Below are 25,278 nucleotides of genomic sequence, written 5' to 3' on the forward strand. Positions count from 1 at the left end.
GCCCACTCGTCCAGCAGGCGGTGCGCTGTGTCGGGGTTGGGACCTTCGGCCCAAAGATGGGTCACGGCCTCCGCGGTGTCGGGGAGGACCAGGGCCCAGCTTCCGTCCGGCTCGATCGCCCGGACGCCGTCGGTGGTGTCGAGCTCGCGGCCGCCAGCCGCCTCCACGACGGCGCGCATCACGCTCCCCTTGACCGCCCACGGGGTGGGCACCGAACGGCGCAGGAGGTGCGCCTGGGGGATCGTGCGGTCGATCTGGCTCAGCGAGCGGCGCGTCCGGGCCACCAGTGCCAGCAGCCGCACGAAGGCGGCGATGGCGTCGCTGGTGGGGCTGAACCGCGGCACGATGAACCCGCCCCGGCCGTCGCCCGCGAAGATGACGTCGTCCTGTGCCTGGACCGCCTTGGTCAGCTCGCCGGTGGCGGTGGCCGTCCAGTGGACCTTGACCCCGTGCGAGGCGGCCACGGTCTCGGCGACGCGGGTGGTGGTGACGGGCAGGGCCACCGTGCCGGTCCCGTACTCGGCGCAGACCAGCTCCAGGACGACCAGCAGGGCCCGGTCGCTGTGGACCAGGTCGCCGCTCTCGTCCACGATGGACAGCCTTTCGGCCACGGGGTCGAACCGCACGCCGAAGTCGGCGCCCGAGCCCGCGACCAGTTCGCCCAGCCGCGCCAGGTCGCGGTTCTGCTTGGCGACGGTGTCGGTGGGCGAGGACTCGTCCAGCCGGTTGTTGACGGTGAGCACGTCCACGCCGATCCGGCCCAGCAGGGAGGGCAGGATGAGCGAGCCGCTGCCCCCGGCGCAGTCCACGACGACCTTGAGCTCCGCCTCGGCGACGCCGGAGGTGTCCACCTTGCGCAGCAGCTCGTGGGAGTAGCTCTCCACGTTGCGCGACGGGAAGGTCAGCTCGCCGATCTCGCCGGGGAAGGCCCGGCGGTACTCGGCACGGGAGAAGACCCGGTCGAGCTTGCGCTGGGCGCCGGGCGACAGGTCGGCGCCGTCGCCGTCCAGGAACAGGATGTCGACCGACTCGGGGTCGCCCGGGGTGGTGCGCACCGTGATGCCGCCGCTGACACCGCTCTGGGAGGTGTGGAAGCGGGCCACGGGCAGCGGCACCACCTCCAGGTCGCGCACCTCGATGGCGGCCGCGGTGAGCGCGCTGATGATCGCGCGCTTGAGCGTGCGGGCGGCGCGCGAGACGTCACGCGAGGTGGTGACGATCGCGCCCTTCTTCAGGGTGGTGGCGTAGGCGTTGGCCAGGCGCACCGCCAGTTCCGGGGTGATCTCGACGTTGATCAGGCCGGACACGCCCCGGGGGCCGAACAGCGAGCGCTGCCCGCGCGACTCCCAGATGACGTTGGTGCTGACCACCGCCCCGGCCTCGATGGTCTTGAACGGGTAGACCTTGACGTCGTTGTGGAGGTAGGCCTCGGACTCGACGACGCAGTCCTCGCCCACGACCGCGCCCTCCTCGATCCGGGCGGCGGCCATGACGTCGGTGTTCTTGCCGATGACGGCGCCGCGCAGGTTGGCGCCGCGGCCGATGAACACGTTGTCGTGCAGGACCGTGCGGTGGGCGAAGGCCTCCGAGCGCACGACGGTGTTGCTGCCGACCACGGTGAACTCGCGCAGTTCGGCGCCCGCCTCGACCTTGGCGTAGTCGCCGATGTAGAGCGGGCCCTTGAGGACGGCCTCGGGGTGGACCTCGGCGCCCTCGCCGACCCACACCCCCGGGGAGACCTCGAAGCCGTCGATGTCCACGTCCACCTTGCCCGAGAGCACGTCGGCCTGGGCGCTGAGGTAGCTCTCGTGGGTGCCCACGTCCTCCCAGTAGCCGTCGGCGACGTAGCCGTAGAGGGGCTCGCCCTCCGCCAGCAGCTGGGGGAAGACGTCGCCGGACCAGTCGACGACCTCGCCCTCGGCGACGCGTTCGAGGACCTCCGGCTCCATGATGTAGATGCCGGTGTTGACGGTGTCGGAGAAGACCTGGCCCCAGGTGGGCTTCTCCAGGAAGCGCTGGACGCGCCCCTGCTCGTCGACGATGATGATGCCGAACTCCAGCGGGTTCTCCACCCGCTTGAGGCCGATGGTGACCTTGGCGCCGCTCTCGCGGTGGAAGCGGACCATGTCGGTCAGGTCGATGTCGGTGAGCGCGTCGCCGGAGATGACGATGAAGGGCTCACCGCGCAGGTGCTCCTCGGCGTTCTTGACGCTGCCCGCCGTGCCGAGCGGCACCTCCTCGGCGACGTAGCTGAGCTTCATGCCCAGTTCCTCGCCGTCGCCGAAGTAGTTGCGGATGAGGGTGGCCAGGAACTGCACGGTGACCACGGTCTCGGTGAAACCGTGCTTGCGCAGCAGGCGCAGCACGTGTTCCATGATGGGCTTGTTGACCACCGGGAGGAGTGGTTTGGGCTGGTTCGCCGTCATGGGGCGCAGGCGGGTTCCCTCGCCGCCAGCCATCACGACGGCCTTCATCGGAGGTGCGGTGCCCTCCGGGGTGGTGTCTTCGGCCTGGCTCATCGCCGGTACCTCCGTGCCGCTGGGCCGTCGGTGCGCACCAAGGGGGGATGGTGTTCGGAGCACACGCCGTTGCGGGCGGCGGGACATGTTCTCATGCGGAGACGACACTCCCTTTCGATCCGACAGGACTCGTGGTGAGCCGGTCCGCGTGCGGATCAGGGGCCGGTCCGCCCCTGGTCCGGACGGCTCGGTCGGTCCGCGCCCTCGGCGGCCGCGCCGGGGTCGCCGTCAGCGGTCGCCGGTGCGGCTGGACCGGGTCGGTCCTGGGCGTGACCGCGCACGGGGTCGCTGTCACCCACGGCCCTGGGGCCGCCGGTGCGATCAGCGCTTTCGTCGCGGCGGGTCTGGGCCATCAGGCGCAGTCCCTGTACGGCGTAGAGCAGTCCGGCCCACCAGTACAGAGCAGTTCCCCAGAGTGCGAAGGCCCAACCTATAATTCTCGCCACATCTGCGGCGATCGTGGCGTAACCAGCGAGGAACAGCAGCGGGAACGAGTACAGCAGGCACAGCGTGGCGGCCTTGCCGGCGAAGTTGACCGGGAGGGGTCCGTAGCCGAAGTGGCGCAGGAGCGGCAGGGCGCCCAGGATGAGGACGTCGCGCAGCACGAGGATGCCCATGAGCCACCAGGGCACGATGCCGCGGATGACCAGGCCGAGCAGGGCGGCGAAGATGTAGAGCCGGTCCGCGAGGGGGTCGAGCACGGTGCCCAGGCGCGAGGTCTGGTTCCAGGCGCGGGCGATCTTGCCGTCGAGCCAGTCGCTGAGGCCCGCCAGGGCCAGCACGAGCAGGGCCCACCAGTCGGCCTGGGGCACCAGCACGAGCCACAGGAACAGGGGCACGCCCAGCAGCCGGAGCATGCTCAGTAGGTTGGGAACCGTCCAGACGCGGTCACTGACCGCCGGGCTGACCACATCGCCCCCCGCCGTGTGTCTGCCTTCTTGCGCGGATCGCCCCATGGCGCCAACGATAACGGGCGGGAGGGTCGTTTCCCGCCATCGTGGGTCCACCCGCCCTGGTCGGAGGACGGCCGCACCCCGATCGTACCGTGTACGCTTTCCGGTTTCCCCAGTCGGAACCCCCACCCCGGAACCCTTACCACTGTCCAACGCGGGGCGGTCCGTCGGGGTTCCCCGTCCGCGGGCCCGGCCGCCGTTCCCCGCCGCCGGCCCCTCAACGGGCGGCGAGCAGGGCGGCCAGGCGGCGCAGGCGTTCGAGGCCGGTGGGCTCGGCGTCCTGGAGGGGGACCTCCACCGTCCCCAGGCGGGCGAAGCGCTCGCGGGTGGCGGCCAGGGCCTCGGCGGTGTCGGGCCCCGCGGCGTCCCCGCGCGGGATCTGGTTGACGACCACGGGGGCGAGCCGGAACCCGGCCTCGGTGAGCTGTTCGACGGCGCGGGCGGTCTCGGCCAGCACCATACGGCGGGGCAGGGTCACCAGGCGCACCTCGGCGTCCCGGCGCAGGCGTTCGGCGGCGCGCTCCAGGCGGTGGCGGCGGGCGTGCAGGCGCTCGGTGAGGGGGTCGGCCTCCTCCTCCGAGCCGCCGACGACGTCGGCGAAGGCCTCGGCTCGGCGGGCCCGCTCGCGCTGGCGTGTCAGGCCCACCACCCAGGGGGTCAGGAGCGCGGGCAGGTTGAGCAGGCGCAGCAGGTGACCGGTGGGGGCGCTGTCCACGACCAGGGCGTCCCAGCGCCGCCCCACCTCCTCCACGCGGTCCACGAGCAGGTCGGCCAGGGCGGACTCGGCCATGCCGGGGCTGGCCCCCGCCTGCTCCAGGTGGCGGCGCACCGCGGGCATCACCTCGGGCGGGACGGCCCGCTCGGCGTCCCGGACCACCTGGGCGATCCGGCGGCGCACGGCGGCGTCGGCGTCGGGTTCGGCGGCCCACAGGTTGGGGGCGACCGGGACGGGCTCGTCCTTGAGCGGCGCCTCCAGGGCGTCGCCGAGCGAGTGGGCGGGGTCGGTGGACATCACCAGCACCCGGTGCCCGGCGTCGGCCAGGGCCAGCGCGTGCGCGGCGGCCAGGGTGGTCTTGCCGACCCCGCCCTTGCCGCCGACGAAGGTGATCGGCGCGGCGGGGACCGCGGCGGGTTCGGTCGCGGACTCGGTCAACAGCAGCCTCCGGGTGCTCCGAAGTCCCTGCGGCCCATCCTCTGGTGCCACTCGTGCAGGTCGGCGACCATGTACGGGATGAGGTCGAGGGTCTCGTAGGCGACGGGGTTGTCCACCCCCAGGCTCTCCAGCATGAGCAGGGCCCGCAGGGTGTCCTGCTGGGTGCGGGCCTCGCGTCGGCGCGCGTGTCCCCAGCGCGCCTCGAAGACCTGCTGGTGGAAGTCCTCGAAGCGGCGCCAGGCGGCGACGGCGCGGCGCCAGGCCCCCGGCGGGGGCCCGGCGCCGGCGCCCGGTCCGCTCACGGGGTGCCGCCCCGGGCGCGGCGGTTACCTGCCCTCACCCTCGTCCCTCCCGGCGGTGGTCTCCCCGGTCGCGGCCTCGGCGACCGGCGGGCTCTTGCGCGCCTTGTTCAGGGCGATGGCGGCCTCGACCATCATCCACAGGGCCAGCAGCAGGATGACGCCGTCCAGCGGCGCGAGCAGGAAGGTCTGCATCGCGTCGCCCGAGACCGCGAAGTCGCGGAGCTGGAGGACCAGCGCCCAGACGGTCATGACGGCCAGGAACACCAGCGGGATGAGGATCATGACCGGGTTGCGGTGGCGCTTGGTGACCCACACGGCGATGACCGACAGGGCCAGGCCCGCGGTGAGCTGGTTGGTGGTGCCGAACAGCAGCCACAGGGTGCCCACGGCGAAGTCGCCCGGGACCAGGGTCAGCGCGAGGGGGATGAGCACCGCGATGAGCGTGGCGACGGTGATGTTGCGGGCCAGGAAGGACATCGCCCGGTGCGGTGCGCTGCCGGAGGAGAAGCGCTCGGCGGCGATCGTGGCGATCTCCTGGATGATGTAGCGCTTGAGCCGGACCGCGGTGTCCAGGGTGGTGACGGCGAAGCTGACGATCACCAGGGCGCCGAAGACCAGGGCGGTGCTCTCGGGGACGCCGATGTTGGAGGCGAAGCCCGCCACGCCCTGGACGAACATGCCCTGCGGGTCGGCGGAGGCGGCCTCCCAGTCGACGTAGAGGGTGCCCCACTCGACGCCGGTGTTGGCGGAGTAGGCCATGACGCCCGCGGTGCAGGCCAGGATCGAGCACAGCGCCAGCGTGCCCTCGCCCAGGGAGCTCAGGTAGCCGACGTAGCGCGCGTCGGTCTCCTTGTCGATCTGCTTGGAGGTGGTCCCGGAGGCGACCAGGCTGTGGAAGCCCGAGACCGCGCCGCAGGCGATGGTGATGAACAGCAGCGGGAAGATCGGCGGGGAGCCCGCCGGGGTGTCGCGGAAGAGCGGCGCCGCGATCGTGTCCATGCCCACGATCACGCCGCCCATGATGACCAGCAGCGCCACGATCATCTGCTGCTGGTTGATGTAGTCGCGGGGCTGGAGCAGCAGCCACACCGGCAGGCGGGAGGCCACGAACGCGTAGGCGAACACGATCACGATCCACAGCAGGTTCTCCGTGATCCCCGTGGCCTCGGCGACCGGCGCGAGGCTGATGGGCAGGAGCTGGCCCAGCGGGATGCAGGCGTAGACCAGGAGCAGCGCGATGACCGACGGGAGCAGCGCGGCGGTGCGGCGACGGTAGACCACCTGCCCCACGGCGATGGCCAGCGGGATGGTGACCAGGGTGGGCAGCACCGACTCGGGCGTGCCCACGAACAGCCCGGCGATGACGATGGCGAACACCGCGTTCACCAGGGTCACCAGGAAGAAGATGATCAGCAGGAACAGGATGCGCGCCCGGGCCCCGATGACGTCGCCCGCCAGGGTGCCGATGCTGCGGCCCTTGCTGCGCAGCGAGACCACGATCGACCCGAAGTCGTGGGCGCCCGACCCGAAGATGGTGCCCAGGATCACCCACAGCAGCGCCGGTCCCCAGCCCCAGAACACGCCGATCGCCGGGCCGACGATGGGCGCGGCGCCCGCCACGGAGATGAAGTGGTGCGCGAGGACGATGTGCTTGTTGGTGGGGACGTAGTCCACGCCGTCCTGGAGCGTGTGCGCGGGCGTGGTGAAGGACGGGTCCAGGGCGTAGACCCGTTTGGCCAGGTAGGCCGAGTAGAAGCGGTACGCCAGCGCGAAGATCGCCAGGGTGCCGAGCAGTACTGCTACAGCGGGCATGGGGGTCTTCCTTCTTTCCGGTGTCAGGACCGGGTGGGCGGGGTCTGTGTGTGCTCTGTCCAGGCGGTTCGGGTACAGTCCCGAGAAATTAACATGAGTCACACATCACAGAAAAGGAAGTATGTGGAAGATTTCGCCACGGCCTGGCGGCGTTCGGCCGTCGGCGAGCTGTCCTGGGTGGCTCCGCGGGGGCTGCCGGTGAGCGTCCCGGTGGTGCCGCTGATGGACGGGGAGACGCCGTGCGCGGCCCTTCCGCTGGCCCACCTGGACCTGGTGGACGCGCTCGGCCCGCGCGCCGCGTTCAGCCTGACCGCGCCCGCGCCGGGGACGGGCACCGGTCTGGTGGGGACAGGATCGGTGGAGGTGCGGCTGGACCCGGGGGGCCGCCTGTTCGGCCGCGACCTGGTGGAGCAGGAGGCGGCCAAGCACCCGCCGACCCGGTTGCGCGCGGGGAGCCTGATGGCGCGCAAGGAGAACTGGTGGTGGATGGCGCGCGCCCTGGTGACCCTGACCGGGGCGGACCGGGTGGAGGCGGTGCGCAGGCGCGACCGCGCGCAGGACGCCCTGCTGGTGCGGGAGTGGAGCGCGGGCGCGGGCACGGTCCCCGGCGCGGACGTGCGCGTGGACGTGGTCACCGCGCGGGACTGGTCGGCCGGTCCGGGCCGGAGCGTGGAACTGTGGTCGCGCGACGGCGGCGACCTGTCCGGACGGGGCGGCCGGGCCCTGGTGATGGGGCACCAGGCCAGCCCCGACTTCGAGCGCTGGGAGCGCTGGACGCGCGCCGGAACGCTGTCGGGGCAGGTCCTGGCGGTCACCGAAGCCGACGGCGGCCCCGACGCGGATCCGCGGCCCTTCCGCCTGCTGGAGCGGCTGCGCAACCACCGCGAGGTGGAACGCGCCTGCCGCGCGGGAATCCGGACCGTGGAGAGCCGCCTGGGGTTCTGACCGCCGCTTCCACGGCGGCACGGAGCACGGCGCGGTCCCGCGGTGGCGGGCTCACAGCTCCAGGATGCGCTCAGCCTCCCTCCGGCCCGAGAGCAGGGCGCCGTGCACGGTGGCCGTGTGCTCGGTCTCGGTCGCCTCTCCTCCGAAGAACAGCCGTTCGCCGACCGGCTCGCCCAGCGCCACCCGGTCCTCGTCCCCCGATCCCACGGCGGTGAAGGAGAAGCTGCCCCGGGCGAACGGGTCGTCCATCCAGTGGGTGAGGTGGTGGCCGACGGGTTCGGGCACCTTGCGGAACAGGCCGCGCAGCGAGTCCATCGCGTGCCCGACCACGTCGGCCTCGTCCTTCTCCTCCAGGAACCGGGCCGCGTTGCCGCCGTTGCGGCAGACCAGGATCGGCGCCCCCATGACCCGCTGGCCCGCGTACCAGTGGAACCACGTCCCCTCCTCGGTCCCCAGGTGCACGAGGACCTCGGCGTCGCCCCAGAAGACGTCCTCGAAGCGCAGGAACAGCTTCTCCAGGCGGCCGCTGCCCAGGCGCTCGACGGCGCCGCCCTTGTCCTCGGGCAGCGCCGGGTCGAAGCCGACCCCTCCGGCCTTGAGCACGCCCAGGGGCAGGGTCACCAGGACCCGGTCGGCGGTCAGGGTCTCTTCCCCCCTGGGCGTGTCCACGCGCACGCCCGCGCCGTCCTCGTCGTGGAAGACCGACAGCACCGCGTGCTCCAGGCGCACGTCCAGTCCCCGAGCCAGGTGGTCGGTGACCTGGGCCATGCCGTCCGGGAAGACGACGTCGTCGCCGCTGAACTCGTGCAGGGCCGCCACCGCGGTGAAGGCGACCTCGTCGGCGTCGGCGCCGTGGTCGCCCTCCACGAGGCGGTGCACGATCTCGTTGGCGTCGCGGGCCCTGCCCCGCACCAGGTTGGCGTCGTAGAGGGCCTGTTTGATGCCCTCCTCCATCGACTCCTGCGGCGTGGCCCCGACGTTGTCCCAGTACATGTGCTCGTGCAGGAGGTTGACGTCCTCCATGTTGCGGCGGTGGCGGTCGAAGAGCAGCCTGCGGCCCTTGGGGTCGTAGGCGGTCTCGGTGGAGCGGTTGAACACGGTGGTGCTGACGCCGATCTCGCGGACCAGGCGCGCGAGGGGGTTGTTCTCCTCGCCGCGTATCCAGGAGGCGCCCACGTCGAGCGTGGCCGACGTGCCGTCCCACGCGCGCAGGGAGTGGATGCGCCCGCCCAGGCGGTCGCGGGCCTCCACGACGGTGACGCGCTCACCCTCCTCGACGAGCCGGTCGGCGGCGGCCAGCCCGGCGATGCCCGCGCCCACGACGATGGTGTGCCCGCGCCCGGGTTCGGCCTCGCGCCCGCGTGGCGGGGACGTCGTGGGCTCCTCCTCCCCGCCCCCGTCCCCGATGGTCTCCTCGCTGACGTCCCCCGGCTCAGTCATGTACCTCCCCCTTCGTGTCGGCGCACGACAGCGGTGCGCACGCGTCGTCCCCGGACCGTGTGTCCGGGGACGACTCCGGCCCCGTCCAGGCCCGGCCGGGCAGCCGGGTCAGGCGTTGGCGGGCGGCTCCCCCTCGTCGTCCTCCAGCTCGACCCGCTCGCGGCGGCGCTGGCCCTGGACGTGCTCGTCGCGGGTCACGTCGCGCTTGCGGACGTGGACCTCCTCGACGGGGACCTGCTCCTTGGAAACGACCGGGCGCTCCTCGTAGAGCGTGAAGGTCTCCTCGTCCTCGCTCATCTCCCGGGGCTCGCGCACCGCGGAGGGGTCGTCCACCGGGCGGCGCTCGACCTGGAGCTCGTCGTGGTGCAGCGGGACCGTCTCGTCGAACTGCTCGGTCTCCACGTACTTGTGCATGCGGGCGTGTCCGGCCTCGCGCCGCTCCACGCCGATGTCCACGCGCTCCTCCGAACGCGTCATCGAGATGTCGTCGCGCTCGTCCGCCATGGCGGCGTCGCGGTCGCGCGTGGCGGCGTCACCGGCCATGCCCCCCGCCATGCCTCCGGCGGCTCCTCCGGCCATGTCCTCCCGGCCGGTGGTCTGCGGCCCGGGTCCCCGGCCCATCGCGGTCTCCTCGCCCCGCATCGGGGGGCCGCCGTGCTGCGCGTAGTACTGGCGGACCGTCTGCTCCTCCTCGGGGGAGATGTGCCGGTCGGCGTCGATGTGCGGGGCGTCCTTGACGACGGACTTCTCGTAGGGGACCCGGATGTCCTCCTCCGCGGGCTGGGAGCCCTGGAGCGGGACGAGGGTCTCGTGCCTGCCGAACAGGCCGGTGTGCACGGACACCCAGCTCGGCTGGTCCGTGTTGTCGTCGAGGTAGACCTGGTTGATCTTGCCGACGTTCTGGCCCTCCCGATCGAGGACGTGGTGCCCGATCAGGTCTGCGGGTGTGCGATCGCGTGCCACGATGTCCCCCTGGTGGTTCGCGTGGTCGAGGGGCGGGTGCCCCAACGCTGTCCGCCCACCCCCTACCCGCCATGAGCTGCACGGACTAACGGCTCACCCAAGCCGCTAACGAGTCCGGGGAGAGTGTTGGCCGCGCCCTTGCCCGGGGCGGCCGGGAGTTGACGGACACGGGAGGTCAGGCCCCTCGGGGTCAAGCGTCCTTGGTGTCGGCGGTGGCCTCGGCTGGGACCGTTCCGGAGCGACGGGCCGTGGAGGGCACGTCCGTGGAGGGGGTGTTCGGGGCGGGGATGCCCTCTGCCGGGACGTCGGCGTGGGAGCGGCCGGTGGCGGGAGCCTCCGGGTCGCGGAGGTCGGGCACGGGACCGGCCAGGTACGCCTCCAGGACGGGTTGCGGGGGAAGCCTGTCCGCCAGCGCCCAGGCGAGCATGCGGTGCAGGCCGTCCAGGTGGGTCACCGCGTCCGTGCGTTCGAACCGCTCGTAGAAGGGGTGGTCGAGGGCGCACGAACTCAGGAACAGCGGCGCGTGGGCCGCTTCGGTGTGCCAGTCCAGCTTGTTCCAGCACACCGGGTTGCTGGCGGGGTACTCCCTGCGCCAGGCGGTGAGCGTGCCCAGGGCCTCGGCGACGGTCGCCCCGGCCGGTGGGACCAGTTCGCGTTCCCCGTACTCGCCCGTGTGCCAGGGCAGGAGCACGGACAGGACGTCCGCGCGGTCCAGGGCGACCCGGTGCCACGTCCCGCCGAGCTGGTGGGTGGCCAGGGTCAGGGCGCTCTCGGCGTACCTGTTGGTGGCACGGGAGATCTCGTCCTCCAACGGATGGGTGGCGCGGAAGCGCCGGAGGACGGCGTCGGGGGTGACGGGTTCGAGGATCTGCACGGGTTCGGTCCTCAGGTCGGCCCGCCGAGGAACGGGCGGCGGTCGCGGGGGTTCGGCGGTCACGGGGGCTGTGGGGCTCCGGAGATGACCACGGTCCGGTGGTCGCGGGGGTCGCCGCGGCCCACGCCCGTGGCGGCTACCGCTGCCCGGAGGATAGACGGCGAAAGCGCACCGGGAAAGGGACCGCGCACCGCGTCGACACCCTGGGAATTCAATTGAACACCCAGGGCTAGGATGCGGAGGTCCCGCCGTTCTCCCCGCCGCCCCGAGGTCCCCGTCCATGCGCACCGCCGCCACCCTCGCCGCCGCCGTCGGGCTCTCGCCGGGCCGACCGCCCGTCCTGGCGAGAGCCCGTGGACGGAGACGCCGCACGGGCGGACCTGCCGCCGCGTTCCACGGCCCGAGGAGAGGGACTGTCGGGAGCGTCCGCTAGAACGGGAACCCGTGTCCCCCGACACCAGTGTTCCCGACAGGAGAGGCCGCCCCATGAGCCACAGCCCCGGACGCCCCGAGGACCTGCCCCGCCCGGAGGTGCTGTGGGCCCGCGCGGGAGTGCTCGCCGCGCTGACGGCGGGGCTGGAGGACAACTTCGAAATCCTCTCCCTGGAGGACGGGGTGTTGCGCTACCACAACGGCGGCAGCAGCGACTGGTACCTGGCCTGGTGCGGTACCGAAGGTCGGGCCGTGATCGTCGGCTACGACCGCGACACCAGTGACACCACCCACGACGACAAGCGCCCGGTGGACCTGTTCGCCGAGGCGCCCGACTGGCTGCCCTGGGAGTGGATCGCCGCCCACGAGGCGCGCACGAACATCGGATTCGCCTACTGGTGGGACGGGCGTGCGTGGGCACGCGGCCTCTACCCCGACGACTGGGAGGACGACGGGCTGAGCCTGGACCGGTACGCATCGGTGGAGGCGGCCGTGGACGAGATCGTCGAGCGGGTCTTCGAGGGGTTCGCTCCCGAGGACGAGCACGGGAAGGCACTGCTGCCGGAGCCCGGTGCCGCCCTCATGCGGCGCGCGCAGGAGGGCACGGTGGACGCGGACTCGCTCGCGGCGGTGCTGAACATCCTCGACACCCAGTACATGGACGACGACGAGGACGAGGCGGATGACGCGGACGAGGGGAGCGAGGATGCCGGTGGGGGTGAAGAGGAGGACGAGGCTCGTCCCTGGGACGCCCATGCCGCGCTGGCGGCGGCCGAGCGGCTCGGGCTGACTCCGGGGTCGCGCCGCCCCCTCCTCCCCCTCGGCACGGCCAGGCCCGAGCGTCCTCCGCACCCGGTCATCAGCGAGAAGGCGTGGTCGCTGCTGGTGTGGGACGCGCTCCACCGGGAACCCGAGCGGGAACGCCCTCCGGTCCCGGAGACCGACGAACTGCTGCGGGTCCTGGCCCGGATTCGCGCTCTGGGCCTCACCCGGGGCAGCGAGGCCGTCGTGGAGTACACCTTCGGCGGGGACAGGGATGTCGTCGACGGGTCCGGCGCACGGTTCAAGGGCTACGACACGGAACTGATGGACGGCCTCAGGGCCTTGCGCGCGGCCGAGGACGTCGAAGGGCGCGGACGATGGCTGTATCTACGGCTGACCGTCTCCGAGGAGGGGCACGGCGCCCGGCGTCACTACGACCGCTGGCCGGAGGGAACCTCCTTCGTCGGCATGGACATGACGGGCTCGCTGTACCGGTTGCGGGAGGAGGCTCCCCGCAGGGCACCGGAATGGCGGCCCGCGTGGGCGGAGTTGGTGGGTGAGGGGGTCCTCGTGCGTCCGCCCGCCCCGGCGCCGTCCGAGCGGCCGGGCCGTCCGGTCGCCGCCCTGGACGAGGAGGGGCAGCGCGCCCTGCTCGGGGAGATCGCGGAGCTCCTGCCCCGGCCGCGGGGCTGGCGGAAGGCCGTACTGGACGCCCGGTTCCTGGCCGGATACGAACGGCTGCGGGTGGGCGTGGCCCTGGAGGACGGGACCGTGTACGAGGAACACGGGCACTACCGGCTTCCATACCTGGTGCGGACCCTGCGGGCGGGCATGTACCGGCCCGGTCGGGGCACCTGGTTCGGCCTCCGGTACACCGTGGGCCGGGACGGAAGCCGGGTGGAGGCCGACCGCGACTCCGAGCCCGCCTTCGACATGGCGCCGCTGGACTTCGACTACGCCCTGGACCAGGCGTACTTCCCGCGTTCGCGGGAGCACGTACCCGCGTGGCTGGCGGAGCGGCTGGCCGCAGCGCGCGGCTGAGCGCCGGACGGGTCCGGGCCGCTGGGGGTGGGCGACGCCGGGGCCCCAGGGGGTCGGGCCCCGGCGTCACGCGTGGTCAGCAGGTCTGGTCGCTGCTGTTCTGGAAGGTGACGTCGCGGACGGTCAGGTTCGCCGAGCACGGGTTCTCGACGAGCGAGGTGTTGGCCAGTGTCAGGTTCTGGAACGTGATGTCGGAGGTGTTGGCGAACTCCGAGCGGGCCGCGATCCGGACGCTGCCCGGACCGGCGATCGTGCCCCCGGAGAAGGTGACGTTGTGGCAGTTCTCGACCAGTACCGCGTTGTTGCCGGTCTGGGCGATGTCCACGCGGTCGATGACCGCGCCGCCGCTCTCGGAGACGCAGAAGACCCCCCGGCCGCCGCCGCGGGCGCGGACCTCGCCGACCCGGATGTTGGTCGGGTGGTCGCTGCCGACGCGCCCGTTGCGGTTGGCCATGCGGAAGGCCGCGTAGCCGGTTCCGGTTCCGGCCCCCTCGGCGTCGACCAGGTCGACCGTGGCGTTGACGGTGTTGTTGAGCAGCAGGCCCGAGTAGCCGGTGTCGCGGGCCGTGACGGTGCCGATGTCCAGGCCGTCGACGCTGTAGGTCTCCACGCCGTGGTTGTCGGTGCCCGACACGTACACGTCGTCGATGCTGATGTCGCGCGTGGTGCGGTTGGCGTCGCTGCCCCGGCTGTCGATGCGCATGCCCAGGCCACTGGACAGGCGCAGGTCGATCTGGCCGAAGTGGACGTCCTGCGAGCCGCGCACGAAGACGCCGAAGTACGGCGAGCCGGTCACGGACAGGTGGGGGACGGAGACGTTCTGGGCGTTGCGGATCCGGACGGCGGCGTGGTCGGCGCCCACCGATCCGGACACGTGGACGGTGCCGCAGACCTCCAGTGAGGTGTGGCTGGGCAGGTCGAGTGAGGTGTTGGCGGGCATGGAGCCGGAGCCGCGCACCACCACGCGCTGCTGGGAGGTGCGGCCGGAGTCGAGGCTGCCGACGGCCGCGCGCATGGCGGCGAGCATGTCGCCGCCGGTGTAGACGGTGCTGCCGCCGTTGCGGGCGGTCCAGGTGGAGCCGTTCTGGACGGCCTCGGCGTGGTGGGAACCGCTGCCGCAGTCACCGTCTCCCCCGCCTCCGCCACCGCCCGTGTCGTCCACGCGGACCAGGTCCCAGACCTGGTTGGCGCCGCCGAGGGAGTCGTACTGCGACAGGCGGTCGCCCGGGGTGGTGCTCCACTCCCAGGCCTCCAGGGCCTTGCCGCTGAGGCGGTTGACCAGCTGGACGCCGCTGCCGGTGTCGACGGGGCGCCACTGCTGGTTGGCGCCGCCGGTGTCGGTGAACTGGCGGATCTCGGCGCCGTTGGCGGTGGAGTGCTCCCAGACGTCGATGGCCTTACCGCTGTTGCGGTTGACGAGGCGGTAGTAGCCGTCGCCGGACGACACGAAGCGGAACTGCTGCCAGGGGCGGTCGGTGCGTTCCCACTGGATGATCCGGGCGCCGTCCTGGGTTCCGGCGCTCTCGACGTCGGCGACCAGGCCGCTGTGCTGGTTGCGCAGGACGTAGTAGGCGCCGGTGTCGATGTCGGCGGCCAGGGCGGGGGTGACGGCGGCGGCGGAGAGGCCGCTCGTGCAGAGCACGACGGCCAGGGCGGAGTACAGGAGCCTTCGCAGGCGCGACGGGTGCGACGGGCGCGAGCGGGGTCTGCGGGAGGGCGGGGAGGACGGCGGCGCGGTTCGGGCCGCGCCGGGGGAACCGGGGCGTGGGGGGTTGATGGGCACTGCTGCTCCTCTGTGCGACTCCGGACGGCGGTGTCCGGAAGGAGTGGGGGGTTGGGGAGCGCTCCCATGCAACGGGAAGTTAACACGAAAAACGTTTTTACGGTAGCCGTGCGACTACGGTCTGAAAGGGACGGAGTCCCGGGGGTGGAGGACACGCCTGGTTGTGGCATCAGACCCCGAGACGGCAATCAGCAGATGGGCCTGTGCCGCGTAGACGGCCGGGAAGCATCCGTGCCCGCGTTCCCCCGAGGAGAAGGCACCGGATGGGCGAACCGTTCGCACTGCCGGGGCTGTCCGGGGCGGCGAACGCCGAGGTCGCCCGGTTGGAGCTTCAGCGCCCGGAGCTGTGTCCGGGGCGCGTCCGCGAGGCGTTCGACTCCTGGGAGCGGTTCGTGCGCGGCCCGTACCGGCGGCTGTGGGACCACGAGCAGCAGGGCTGCGGGGCTCCGAGTTGTTGTGACGATCTCCGGGAAACGCGTGGCCTGTTGGACGCCGTGGCGTACCGGATGACCCCGTACCGAGCCCGCGAGCTGCGCGCTCTCCTCCGCGAACTCGACGGCCTTCACTGAGGCCCGGAGCGCAGTCGCAAGCGGACGGCGATGAGGTGTACGGCCGCGACCCCGGTCCGCGCACCTACCTGGAGAAAGGAACGGAAAAGCAGGATCACCCTTTTTTCAATAATCTTCCCTTTTGTTGCGCATCGCCGCTTTTATCAGCTCCCCGAAGAAGGAGAGGGAGCCAGTTTCGCGTTCTTCTGGAAACACACCCCGGAATGACCGTAGAATGCGGGAAGTCCCGAAGAACCCTGCTCCGGACCGCCGTGGACCCGCACCGGTGCCCGCGAGGCGTGACCGACGGGAGAACCGTGTCCAGCACAGGCGGCGACCAGGAAAACGTTGTTCAGATACACGGGCGACCTCCGCACGAGAGCGGCCGGACCGGACACACGACGTACAACTCCTTCGTCGGCGACGCCGAGTTCGTCATCCAGGTCGGTCAGCACCACGGCGACATCGTGCACACACACGTCGCCGCACGGGAGCCCTCGCCCACCGAGCGAGCCGCCGACGCGCTGGCGGAGGCCGTCTACCGCCAGTGGCGCGACGAGGCCAACCTCTGGGAGCGGGGAACGCCGAACACGGTGGCCGTCCGCTGGAGGGCGCGCACGCGCGGCGCGGACCACGAGGAGAACACCGGCGGGACCGTCGACGGGCGCGGGGACCGGCTCGGCGGGCTCGTCAACGGGTTCCGCGGACTGGCCAGGCGCCGGATGGCCGTCCTCGGCGACGCGGGATCGGGAAAGACCACCCTGGCCATCCACCTGACGATGGAGCTGGTCCTGCTCCGGCGCGACACCGAGGACAGGGAACGAGGCCGAACGGAGCCCGTCCCCGTCCTGCTGTCGCTGACCTCCTGGGATCCGGACAGGGAGCACTTCAACGGCTGGCTCGCGCGACGCATCGCGGCCGACTACCCAGGGCTTCCCCGGATCGGCCGGCGCCATCCCGCGCGCGAACTCTGCCGGGCCGGAGCCGTGCTCCCCGTCCTGGACGGCCTGGACGAGGTTCCCCCCGAGCGGCGGTCCGCCGTGGTGCGCGGCCTGAACCGGGCCCTGCACCGCGACGCCCAACTCGTCCTCACGTCCCGCACGCGGGAGTTCGACGCGCTCTCCCCGGAGTCGGTCCTGGCCTCCACCGCCGTGATCGAGGCTCAGCCGGTCGCGGCGGAGGACGCCCACGTCTTCCTCCGCAGGGCCGTTCCGCCGGAGGCCGTCAGGCGCTGGGCCCCCCTGCTCGCGGAGCTCGAAGCCCACCCCTCCGGGAAAGTGGCCGCCGCCCTGTCGTCACCGCTGACGCTGTGGCTGGCGAACCGGGTCTACGCGTCTCCCTCCTCCGATCCGGGCGAGCTCCTCGACCCCGCACGCTTCCCCACACGGCGGGCCGTCGAGGACCATCTGCTCGACCGCGTCGTCCCGACGGTGTTCACCGGCGAGGTACCGGACGAGGACGGTTGGCACCCACCGCGCCGTTGGAAACCGTGGAACGCGCTGCACTACCTGCGTTTCCTCGCGCGGCACCTGTCACGGCGGGAGACGGTGGAGCTCGCCTGGTGGCGGCTGCACCTCGCCGATGCCCCGCGGGTGCTGCTGGTTCCGGCGCTGATCACCGTCGCCCTCGCGGTCTGGGCGGCGGGATCCCTGCTGGGGACGCTGGCCGAGGCGGACTCCTCCGCGCTCTGGGGCCCCCTCGCATCCCTGACCGTGTCGAACGGGACCGCCTTCGGTCTGGTCTGCTCCGTCATGATCAACCAGGTGACGCGGTTGTGGTTCGGCTACCGTTCCGAAGAGCCCCGACGGAGAGCAGCCCTCACCCGGCCCTTCGCGGCCCTGCGCTCCGCGGTGGTCTCCTCCACTGTGCCGCGGATGATCGTGGTCGGAGTCCTCACGGCGGTTCTGACGACGGTTCTGGCGGCACCGGTCGCCGTGTTCTCCCTCGCCGAGGCCACGACCCTGGCCTGCTGCCTGTTCCTGGCCACGGCGCTCGCGATCCTCTTCACGGCCCCGTCCGCCCACGAGGAGAACGTCGTCGACCCGGACGGGCTACTGGCCTCCGAACGACGGGCGGTCCTGCTCTCGGTCGGTGTGATCGCCCCACTGCTGGGCGGTGCCACGGCGATGACCTCCGGTCTCCACGCCGGGGCCGCCACGTGGCTGGCGTCGGCGGCGGCGCTGACCTCGCTCAGCCCGTGGGGGCGCTGGCTGCTGGCAAGGGCCTCCCTGGCGGCCACGCTGAGAACGCCTCCCGCGTTGATGGCCTTTCTGAGGGACGCGCGCAGGGTCGGGATCCTGCGCGGGGTCGGCGGTGTCTACCAGTTCCGCAGCACACGGCTGCAGGAACGGCTGGCGGCCGCGGGCGGCCGTTCCGCGTCGCCGCACCGTCGGGCTCCGCGTTTGCTCCCCGAGAGCGCGGTGACCCCTCTGCGCGGTGGCGGGATCGCCGTCAGGGTCAAGAGGCGCAACGTCAACCTGGCGCCCCTCGCGATGGCCGTGCCCGCCTCCGCGGTCTGGACCTTCCAGATGCTCGCCCGTGAAGGGCCGGCGGCGGTGCCGTACGTGTGGGCGCCCTCCCTGTTGTTCCTGGTGTTCTCCGGTCTGGTCGTCGTCCTGATGTACGTCTCACCGCGTACCCCGGTGGGCGTCTACGCCACCCCCGGATTCCTCCATCTCACCGAGGGCGGGCGCTCGGTCCGCCTCGCGTGGGAGGAGATCGACGAGGTGGCCGTGCGGCGCACGCGCAAGTTCGGCTTCGACACCCGGCTGCACGGTGTCCACGTGCGGTTGACGCCCCATGCCGCGGCCTTTCCGAGGAGGCTGCGCAGTGACGGCGACTGGTACGTCCTGTACGAGATGGGGCTGGACCGTGTCCCGCCGGTCCAACTCGACCTGGCCCTGCGCCGGTACGGACGGGGACGCTGGCGTCCGCCCGCTCTTCCGGAGGAGTGGGAGAGGTACTACGCGCAGCTGCTCAGCATGCCCGTCCACGACCTGGCGGGTGACGGCGTCGGGGCGGCCGCGGAGTCCACGGCGCACGGTCCACGCCAGTCGTCGGAGGCCGGCTCCGTGCGCTCCGGGGATGACGACGTGAGCCCCGGGGCCGCCTCGTGTCTGGGTGTCGTCGCCCTGGTGCTGATCGGTGCGGCCACGGTTCCGCTCCTGTGGGGCCGGGTCACCGCGGGGGACTTCCCCGGCGCGGCGCCTTGGGCCTGGGCCGCCGCCCTGGTCGGTGTGCTGCTGCTCTGCGCGGGTGTCTCGTTCTCCTCAGAACTGACCAGGGCGCTCTGGCTCCTGACGCCCTCATCGCTCCTGCTCCTGTACGGTTCCGCCGCGCTCGTCCTGCCGCCGACCCCGTTCACGTGGTCGGGCGTGCTCATGATGGTCGTGAGTGGTTTCGGTCTGCTGCTCTGCTCCGGCAGCCTCGCTCAGGGCCCGGATCCCCGTACGGGCACACGCCTGTTCCAACTCACCGCCACCGCCGTGATGGTCACCGGTTACGCCGCGATCCCCTCCGCCGTGCTGTCGTCCGGTGCGGCCGCCTTCTTCTCGTGGGTCACCGTCCTCCTGCTCGTCTGCGCTGGCGGCGGAGCCGCGTACCACCGCGTGACCACGTTCAGTGGTAACGCTGACGTCCCTCCCCCCGAACCACCCCCCACGTGGCTCACCCCGCTCTGGTACCTGGCCCTGGCCGTGCTCCTGACGGGCTGCGCCGTCTACGCGGCCCTGGTCGGCGCGAGCGTGTTCTCCTGGGTCGTCGCCCTCGTCACGCTCCTCGCGGTGTTCAGCTCCCTGTCCCGGAGCGCGGAGACCCTGGCCTCCGTACGCCGGGCCTCGCTCGGGTAGTGCCCTTCGCGCCGACCGCGCGGTGCGGTGGCCTCGGGCCGTGAACGAGGTCCTGTCCCGACGGAGAACGGTGTTCGGTCACCACCCCTCGGCAGGGTTCCTGCCCGCCCTCCTCGGACGTCGCCTGGTCGATGTCGGCCTGGCTGCCGAACTCCTCCTCCTGGAAGGTTTCGTGCGCCTGCCCACCGATCCCGACACCGGTGAGTGGGGCCGCATGGACCTGACCCGTCTGGAGGCCCTGCGGGACTCCCAGCCGGACGGTCCGGTGAACGTCGTCGAGCGCGACCTGGCCTGGCGCCCGGCCGCGCCCGTGAGTGCGTCCCGAACCTGGAGTAGTACCCACGCACCCGAGGACAGCGAACGCCGCAGCCCCTCCCGGGCTGCGGCGTTCCATCCCGCTTCCGCCCATCTGACCATCAAGGACCTAGCGATGCGGTCTGCCGGAAGCACCGAACCACTTCTACAGCTCTTCCGGCTCCTCTTCCCCTGATGCCTCAACGCGGCGAACCTCTTCCGCGAGTTCGACCAGATTGATCTCACCCTGGCCATACTGGACATACCAGTACCTGGTCCCCTGAAGAGCCCGAACGAGTTCGTCCGCATCGGACTCCCTCAGGATGTGCTGGACAAGACCGGTCGCGGAGTAACGACGTCCGTCGAACTCCCAGCGAATGCACTTGTTCCCGCCTCGCGCGACCCATGTGGCTAGTCCTCTCCGGGGATCCTCCTCCACCCACGGGACCAGGACGCGACGCTCTTCGGCTGTGTCCCCCCACAACTCGAGCCTGGCGCCATCGGGGATGCGCCCGCTCCGATGCAGCACGGTAACGGCGTTCTCGGAGCGTTTTCTCGGCTGGTCCTCCTCCCTGAGGACCACGGGTTCGGTGCCGTTGAGACCGGCATACACGTGAGCGGCCAGCACACGGCATCGGTCCGGGTTCTTGAGCGTGGCCACAGGCATGCTGTAGAGCTCGCCATGGTGGTGGATCACCAAGTCAAGGACTCGAGGTGCCAGCTCTTCCGCCTCCGACAGGACCGCTTCCCACTCCTGCCCCAAGGAGCTGTCGGAAGCCCACCGTTCCCGCAACTGCTGGAAGACCACGTGCGCGCAGAGCGACACGCCGTGTTCGGCGATCAGCGCGGCCTTGTCGGCGCGGTTCTCACGCTCGCGGGCCAGCCTCTTACGGATGACACGCAGCAGACAGACCTGCTTCCATACCGTCTCAGCCTTCAGGGTTCCCCCGAAAAGACGCCGGTAGAGACCGTCCGCCTCGGTGTCCCAGAGGGCTTCGGGGTCCTTCCTCGCATGAGCCGTCACACCGGCGTCCTCGTCGGCGCAGGCAAGCGCCTCGGCCGCCTCGCTCACCAGACAGCCCGCGTCCTCGGTGGCGGGCGGAGCGCTTCCCCGCTGGAGCACGTACTCCTTGTTGAGGTGATCAAGGAAGTCCATGGCCAGACGCTGCTGTTTTTCGTCCAAGGCCACGTAGTCCTGGAGAACCATGGCGTTCTGGGTGTTCATCGCCCTGGTCACTGTGGCGCCGAAGCCCTCAGGGCTTCCTTCGAGACAGATGATCTTGATGCCGACGGTGGCATTGGCCACCTGCTCAGGACTCGTCTCCATGGCCCGCGCGATGGACGCGATCGTCTGAGCACCGTTGACCACCTGGACACCACGCAGTTCGAGAACACCACCGGCGTTCATACGCGCCCCAGGGGCGGGATCAACGGTGTCACACAGCACCGCGACCCCGTTGTTGTGGTAGAAGAAATCTTCGGGCGTCTCCAGCAGGGTGTTGACGATCCTGCTGTTGACTGTCGTCGTGCCCAGGGGACGGCGCACGTTCTCGTCGAAGAGGCGAGTGCCGTACCTGCGGAACCAGGCAGCCAGCTCGGTGGCTGGAAGGGTGCCGTAATAGGCCTCCTGCGGTCCCTTCTCGTCACGCACGAAGGAATCAAGCCGAGGCTTGACCCGGATGTCGGAACTCGACCAAGCGCGTTCGTACATCTCCTCGATGTCTTCGAGGTAGCGGACGCGCAGATCAACCACCCCCGGGCCACCCATCTCATCACGCAACTCCTCGAGAAGCTTGATGACGGAGCCGTCCAAGGGCTTGTCCTTCCACCGCATGACCGTAAGCATCAGAATGACCGGTGCACGCGGGGTCTGAAGCACCTTGTGAACATGGTCGGCGTGCGGTCGCATACGCGCGTTGAACTCGTCGAATCTACCGTTGTGCAGATAGACGATCCCGCGTCGGAGCCTGTCCACATCGCCTTGACGAAATTTTCCAGAGGCGTCGTCGCTCCATTTCGACTGGTTGATCAGGAGAGTGGGAACCTCTGGACGCTCGTCGACACCGATCGAGTCGATCCCCCAGTCCTCTCCTCCGTCAGTCACCAAGGCCGCGGCCTCCTCGGCCGTACACCCAAGCGTGTCAGACACCGCGAGAGCCGCCAGCGCTCGGCTCAGAAGCATCTGTTCCCTGTCCGTCGGTTTCGTGCGTTGGGGGACATCGCTCATATCGATGAGATCCGCGTAGGTGCGCAGCAGGAAGTTCCGGATGCGATTGACAGGAAGAGGGATGAGCTTACTGTTCACACCAAACGAGCGTAATGCCCGTGGCGACGAAGCGGTTCCGCTTCCACCAGGTACAGGAGCCCCTGAACACGGGGAAGCAGGGTTCCGCTCATCCAACCGTCGTGCGAAGAGACGTGGTGAACTGGAAAGCATGGAAGAGGAGAACGAACGCGGTGATCCGGAGGAGGCCGTCCAGGCGCGCGCTCTGTGTGACGCGCTCACCGCAGCGGACATCAAACGGCTCGTGCGCGCGTCTCATGAGGGCGACGGGGACGAAGTGGAGCAGATACGGAGAAGGTACGTGGGCGGGTAGGCCGAAGATGGCCACAAGCCCTACGGGACAGGGCTTTCGTGTTAGCTTCGAGGTCCGAGGAACGTTCCTGAGAGGCCCGAACGGAGAGCCATGGAACTGGAACTGCTCGCCAAGGACGACAAGTCAGCCGACAGGGGATGTCCCTCCGTCTATCTCAGCGACACGGGCGACTTCGTCGTCCAGGGCGCTGGTCTCGATGACGCCGACTTCGCGAAGCTGGCCGACCCCCTGCCCGGTGAGACCGCGGTCCGCATCTCCCCCGAGATCGTCCTCGCAGCCGTCGAGCGTTACCAGCGGAGGAACGTGTGATCCCTGAGGACAGTGGGTCACGACCCCTCAGCGAGGAGGAGTTCGACCGTTTCTTCGAGGAGTGCCGCCACACGGCCTTCCGACTGGAGACCCTCCAGGTCTACGACGTCGGCTATGAGGAAGAGGCGTTCCGCCGCTTCCTGTCCGATGGGGTAGTGATGACGACCGGTTCCCACGAGAATTGGGCCCGCGTCGTCGGCAGCGGGCGACGGTTCCGCCGTGTCCACGTCGTCGTCGAACCTCTGACGGACTACCTGAGGTTCGAGTCCGTGTGGGGCTACCGCTCCAACGTCAAGGCGGGAGAGGACGTCAACATCCTGCCCGTGAGCGGGGGTTCCTGGCCCGAGGGCATTCCCCGGTCCGACTACTGGCTGTTCGACTCCGAGCAACTGGTGAGGATGAACTACGCGCCCGACGGCACCATGCTCGCTCCCGAACTGGTGACCGAGCCCGAGCAGGTCGTGCGGGCCAACGCGGTACGTGACCGGGCCCTGCACCTGTCCATCCCTTTCTCCGAGTACGAGAAGCGTTTCGACGCTGACATGCGACCCCTGTGACAGACACCGAAAACCACCGGACCGCGAACGCCGTGTACGGCAGCCCTTCGGCAATGGTGCAGGCGGGCGTCGTACACGGCGACGTCCACATCGTCTCCGCATCCGCCAGGTCCGCCGCCGTGCCGCGCCAGCTACCACTGGCGGTCACCGGCTTCGTGGACCGTACGGCTCACCTGCGACGGCTGGACGCGCTGGCGGCCGAGACTGAAACGGGTGTCCCGGTCGCGGTACTGGCCGGGCCTCCGGGCGTTGGCAAGACCGCGCTGGCCGTCCACTGGGCGCACGGGGCACGGGACCTCTTCCCCGACGGGGATCTGTACACCAGCGTGCACGGGCACGCTCCCGGCCCGCGTGCCGAGGCCTCACAAGCGCTCGACGCGATCCTGCGTGCTCTCGGCGTTCCGCCCGAGCGCATCCCCCTGGACCTGGACGGCCGCTCGGCCCTCTACCGCTCCGAGGTCGATGGCAAGCGTCTCCTGGTCGTCATCGACGACGTGCTTAATCCTGCGCAGGTCCGCCCCCTGTTGCCCGCCTCGCCCGGCTGCATGGTCATGGTCACCAGCCGGAGCACCCTGCCTGGGCTGATCGCACGCGAGGGTGCCCGGCGTCTCGCTCTGGACGTCCTGCCCATGGCCGACTCGGTCACCCTGCTGCGGAGCACGGTCGGCCCCCGCGTGGACTCCGAACCGCGTGCGGCTCACAAACTGGTCGAGCACTGCGCCCGTCTCCCCCTGGCCCTGCGGGTGGCCGCCGAGCGGCTGCTCGACCGGCCGGACGCGGCGCTGAGCGACCTGGTGCGCGAACTGGCCGCCGAAGAGTCCCGTCTGGACGCTCTTGCCGAGGAGGACGAGTTGACTGACCTGCGCGCCGTGATGGCGGCTTCCTACCAGGCCCTGGACACCGACACCGCCCGCTTCTTCCGGCGCCTGGGCCTGCACCCGGGTGCGGAGTTCTCCCCCGGGGCCGCCGCCACGCTCGCCGGTGTTGCGGGGACCGAAGCTCGAAGGCTCCTGGACCGCCTCGTCCGGGCGAACCTCGTGGAGCGCCCGCGCGAGGACCGCTACCGGCTGCATGACCTGGTTCGCCTGTACGCGGTCGAGCGGGTCCGCGCTGAGGAGGAACCGGAGGCGACGAGCGAGGCCGTCGGGCGGGTGGCGCGGTGGTACACGCACGCCGCCGCACAGGCCCAACGCGTGGAACATCCGAACTTCCCCGTCGTTCCGGGCGACGGGCAACCCGGGGAGCTGCCCGGCTTCGGCTCCGTGGCCGAGGCGCTGACCTGGTTCGAGACCGAGCGCGCGAACCTTCTGACCGTGGTGCGGGCAGCCCTGGACCACGGCCACCACGACACCGCATGGCGGTTGCCCGCGAGCGTTTACGGATTGTTCGAACTACACCGGCACTGGCACGAGTGGCGCGACCTGCACGCGGTCGGTCTCCGGGCGGCCGAGAGCGCGGGCTCTTCCTTCGGATCGGCCCGCAACCACCTGGGCATGGGCGACGCCCAGTGGCTGCTGGGCGACCTGGACGCGGCCGTGCGGCACTACGGGTCCGCTCTGGAAGCCAACCGCGAGGCCGGTAACCCGTGGGTGGAGGGCTTCGCGCTGCGCCAACTGGGAGTGGTGGCTTGGGAGCGCGGCGAGCGCGACGGAACCGCCGTCGAACACGTCGAGCGGGCCATCGCGGTCTTCCGCGAGGCGGGCGAGCGGCGCGGTGAGGCGATGGGACTGCTCAGCCTGGCCGACTTCGGCGCGGACCTGGGGCGGTTCGACGAGGCGCTCGACCACTGCCGTGCGGCGGTCGGAGTGTTCGACGACATCGGTGACGTGTGGAGCGTGGCCTGGGCCCGCTGCACCCTGGGCCGGATCCTCACCGGTTCGGGGCGTGCCGCCGAGGCCGTAGCGGAGTACCGGGCAGCCGTCCGGGTCTTCGAGGAGCGCGGCGACGCCTCCAGCCGAGCGGTCGCACTGCTGGGGATGGGGGAAGCCCACGCCGAGCTAAACAACGCGGCCGAGGCCCGGGAGGCGTGGAACGCGGCCCTGGAGTACCTGCGCGACCACGACGACCCCCGCGCCGAGGAGGTCGGGGAACACCTGGACCGCCTCACCGCCGACGGCTGAGGACCGCGCGTAGGGGAGCCGCGCCA

At 71.0% G+C, this 25,278-nt stretch carries 19 protein-coding genes; 9 read left to right on the forward strand and 10 right to left on the reverse strand.

Annotation, left to right across the window (positions count from 1 at the left end):
- The 5 genes from ACSIH6_RS36685 to ACSIH6_RS36705 form a co-directional block, all read right to left on the reverse strand.
- The coding region (locus ACSIH6_RS36685; protein ID WP_435113014.1) for a sugar phosphate nucleotidyltransferase at window positions 1-2,474 on the reverse strand (2,474 nt) is incomplete at its 3' end.
- A 200-nt stretch (window positions 2,475-2,674) separates the two neighbouring features.
- A complete protein-coding gene (gene clsA / locus ACSIH6_RS36690) occupies window positions 2,675-3,430 on the reverse strand; it encodes a cardiolipin synthase ClsA (protein ID WP_435113016.1) in 756 nt (251 codons plus the stop codon).
- 259 nt (window positions 3,431-3,689) lie between these two features.
- Window positions 3,690-4,625: an ArsA family ATPase gene (locus ACSIH6_RS36695; protein ID WP_435112980.1), complete on the reverse strand. Its 936-nt coding sequence runs from the start codon at window positions 4,623-4,625 to the stop codon at window positions 3,690-3,692.
- Window positions 4,622-4,927: a cory-CC-star protein gene (locus tag ACSIH6_RS36700; protein WP_435112982.1), complete on the reverse strand. Its 306-nt coding sequence runs from the start codon at window positions 4,925-4,927 to the stop codon at window positions 4,622-4,624. The genes ACSIH6_RS36695 and ACSIH6_RS36700 overlap by 4 nt, the downstream gene beginning before the upstream one ends.
- 24 nt (window positions 4,928-4,951) lie before the next feature.
- Window positions 4,952-6,739 carry a carbon starvation CstA family protein gene (locus tag ACSIH6_RS36705; RefSeq protein ID WP_435112984.1) on the reverse strand — a complete coding sequence of 596 codons (1,788 nt, stop codon included), beginning with the start codon at window positions 6,737-6,739 and terminating at the stop codon, window positions 4,952-4,954.
- Window positions 6,740-6,862: 123 nt separating this feature from the next.
- On the opposite strand from ACSIH6_RS36705, the gene ACSIH6_RS36710 reads away from it, so the two are divergent.
- Window positions 6,863-7,684, forward strand: coding sequence for a hypothetical protein (locus ACSIH6_RS36710; protein WP_435112986.1), 822 nt, complete (start codon window positions 6,863-6,865; stop codon window positions 7,682-7,684).
- 51 nt (window positions 7,685-7,735) lie between these two features.
- Here the strand turns inward: ACSIH6_RS36710 and ACSIH6_RS36715 are convergent, their stop codons facing one another.
- The 3 genes from ACSIH6_RS36715 to ACSIH6_RS36725 form a co-directional block, all read right to left on the reverse strand.
- Entirely contained in the window at window positions 7,736-9,124 is a 1,389-nt protein-coding gene (locus ACSIH6_RS36715; RefSeq protein ID WP_435112988.1) for a flavin monoamine oxidase family protein, read from the reverse strand.
- Between the two features lie 108 nt (window positions 9,125-9,232).
- The gene (locus ACSIH6_RS36720; RefSeq protein ID WP_435112990.1) at window positions 9,233-10,087 is read right to left on the reverse strand and encodes a PRC and DUF2382 domain-containing protein; all 855 of its coding nucleotides are present in this window, start codon (window positions 10,085-10,087) and stop codon (window positions 9,233-9,235) included.
- A gap of 190 nt (window positions 10,088-10,277) precedes the next feature.
- A complete protein-coding gene (locus ACSIH6_RS36725) occupies window positions 10,278-11,024 on the reverse strand; it encodes a DUF6309 family protein (protein ID WP_435112992.1) in 747 nt (248 codons plus the stop codon).
- A 423-nt stretch (window positions 11,025-11,447) separates the two neighbouring features.
- Between ACSIH6_RS36725 and ACSIH6_RS36730 the strand changes: the two genes are divergently transcribed.
- Window positions 11,448-13,196, forward strand: coding sequence for a hypothetical protein (locus ACSIH6_RS36730; RefSeq protein WP_435112994.1), 1,749 nt, complete (start codon window positions 11,448-11,450; stop codon window positions 13,194-13,196).
- A gap of 76 nt (window positions 13,197-13,272) precedes the next feature.
- Here ACSIH6_RS36730 and ACSIH6_RS36735 read toward each other — a convergent pair whose 3' ends face one another.
- The gene (locus ACSIH6_RS36735; protein WP_435112996.1) at window positions 13,273-14,979 is read right to left on the reverse strand and encodes an RICIN domain-containing protein; all 1,707 of its coding nucleotides are present in this window, start codon (window positions 14,977-14,979) and stop codon (window positions 13,273-13,275) included.
- A 263-nt stretch (window positions 14,980-15,242) separates the two neighbouring features.
- Here ACSIH6_RS36735 and ACSIH6_RS36740 point away from each other — a divergent pair, with 263 nt between their 5' ends.
- The 3 genes from ACSIH6_RS36740 to ACSIH6_RS36750 all read left to right on the forward strand — a co-directional run bounded on the left by ACSIH6_RS36740 (window position 15,243) and on the right by ACSIH6_RS36750 (window position 19,865).
- On the forward strand, window positions 15,243-15,548 hold the full coding sequence (locus tag ACSIH6_RS36740) for a hypothetical protein (protein ID WP_435112998.1): 306 nt from the start codon (window positions 15,243-15,245) through the stop codon (window positions 15,546-15,548).
- 296 nt (window positions 15,549-15,844) lie between these two features.
- The gene (locus tag ACSIH6_RS36745) at window positions 15,845-19,375 is read left to right on the forward strand and encodes an NACHT domain-containing protein (protein ID WP_435113000.1); all 3,531 of its coding nucleotides are present in this window, start codon (window positions 15,845-15,847) and stop codon (window positions 19,373-19,375) included.
- Between the two features lie 40 nt (window positions 19,376-19,415).
- Window positions 19,416-19,865, forward strand: coding sequence for a hypothetical protein (locus ACSIH6_RS36750; protein ID WP_435113002.1), 450 nt, complete (start codon window positions 19,416-19,418; stop codon window positions 19,863-19,865).
- On the opposite strand, the gene ACSIH6_RS36755 is transcribed toward ACSIH6_RS36750, so the two are convergent.
- Complete coding sequence (locus ACSIH6_RS36755; protein ID WP_435113004.1) at window positions 19,836-21,974, reverse strand: AIPR family protein; 2,139 nt, start codon at window positions 21,972-21,974, stop codon at window positions 19,836-19,838. The two genes, ACSIH6_RS36750 and ACSIH6_RS36755, sit on opposite strands and share 30 nt — an antisense overlap.
- 130 nt (window positions 21,975-22,104) lie before the next feature.
- On the opposite strand from ACSIH6_RS36755, the gene ACSIH6_RS36760 reads away from it, so the two are divergent.
- From ACSIH6_RS36760 to ACSIH6_RS36775, 4 genes are all read left to right on the forward strand, one after another.
- Window positions 22,105-22,266, forward strand: coding sequence for a hypothetical protein (locus ACSIH6_RS36760; RefSeq protein WP_435113006.1), 162 nt, complete (start codon window positions 22,105-22,107; stop codon window positions 22,264-22,266).
- Window positions 22,267-22,356: 90 nt separating this feature from the next.
- Window positions 22,357-22,575, forward strand: a complete 219-nt coding sequence (locus tag ACSIH6_RS36765) for a hypothetical protein (RefSeq protein ID WP_435113008.1) — start codon at window positions 22,357-22,359, stop codon at window positions 22,573-22,575.
- A complete protein-coding gene (locus tag ACSIH6_RS36770) occupies window positions 22,572-23,132 on the forward strand; it encodes a DUF6879 family protein (RefSeq protein WP_435113010.1) in 561 nt (186 codons plus the stop codon). The genes ACSIH6_RS36765 and ACSIH6_RS36770 overlap by 4 nt, the downstream gene beginning before the upstream one ends.
- Window positions 23,129-25,252 (forward strand): ATP-binding protein, encoded by a 2,124-nt coding sequence (locus ACSIH6_RS36775; RefSeq protein WP_435113012.1) that lies wholly within the window; start codon window positions 23,129-23,131, stop codon window positions 25,250-25,252. Before ACSIH6_RS36770 ends, ACSIH6_RS36775 begins: the two co-directional genes overlap by 4 nt.
- Window positions 25,253-25,278 lie beyond the last annotated feature (26 nt).

This window comes from Nocardiopsis synnemataformans, from assembly GCF_965343085.1.
Lineage (GTDB): Bacteria > Actinomycetota > Actinomycetes > Streptosporangiales > Streptosporangiaceae > Nocardiopsis > Nocardiopsis alborubida.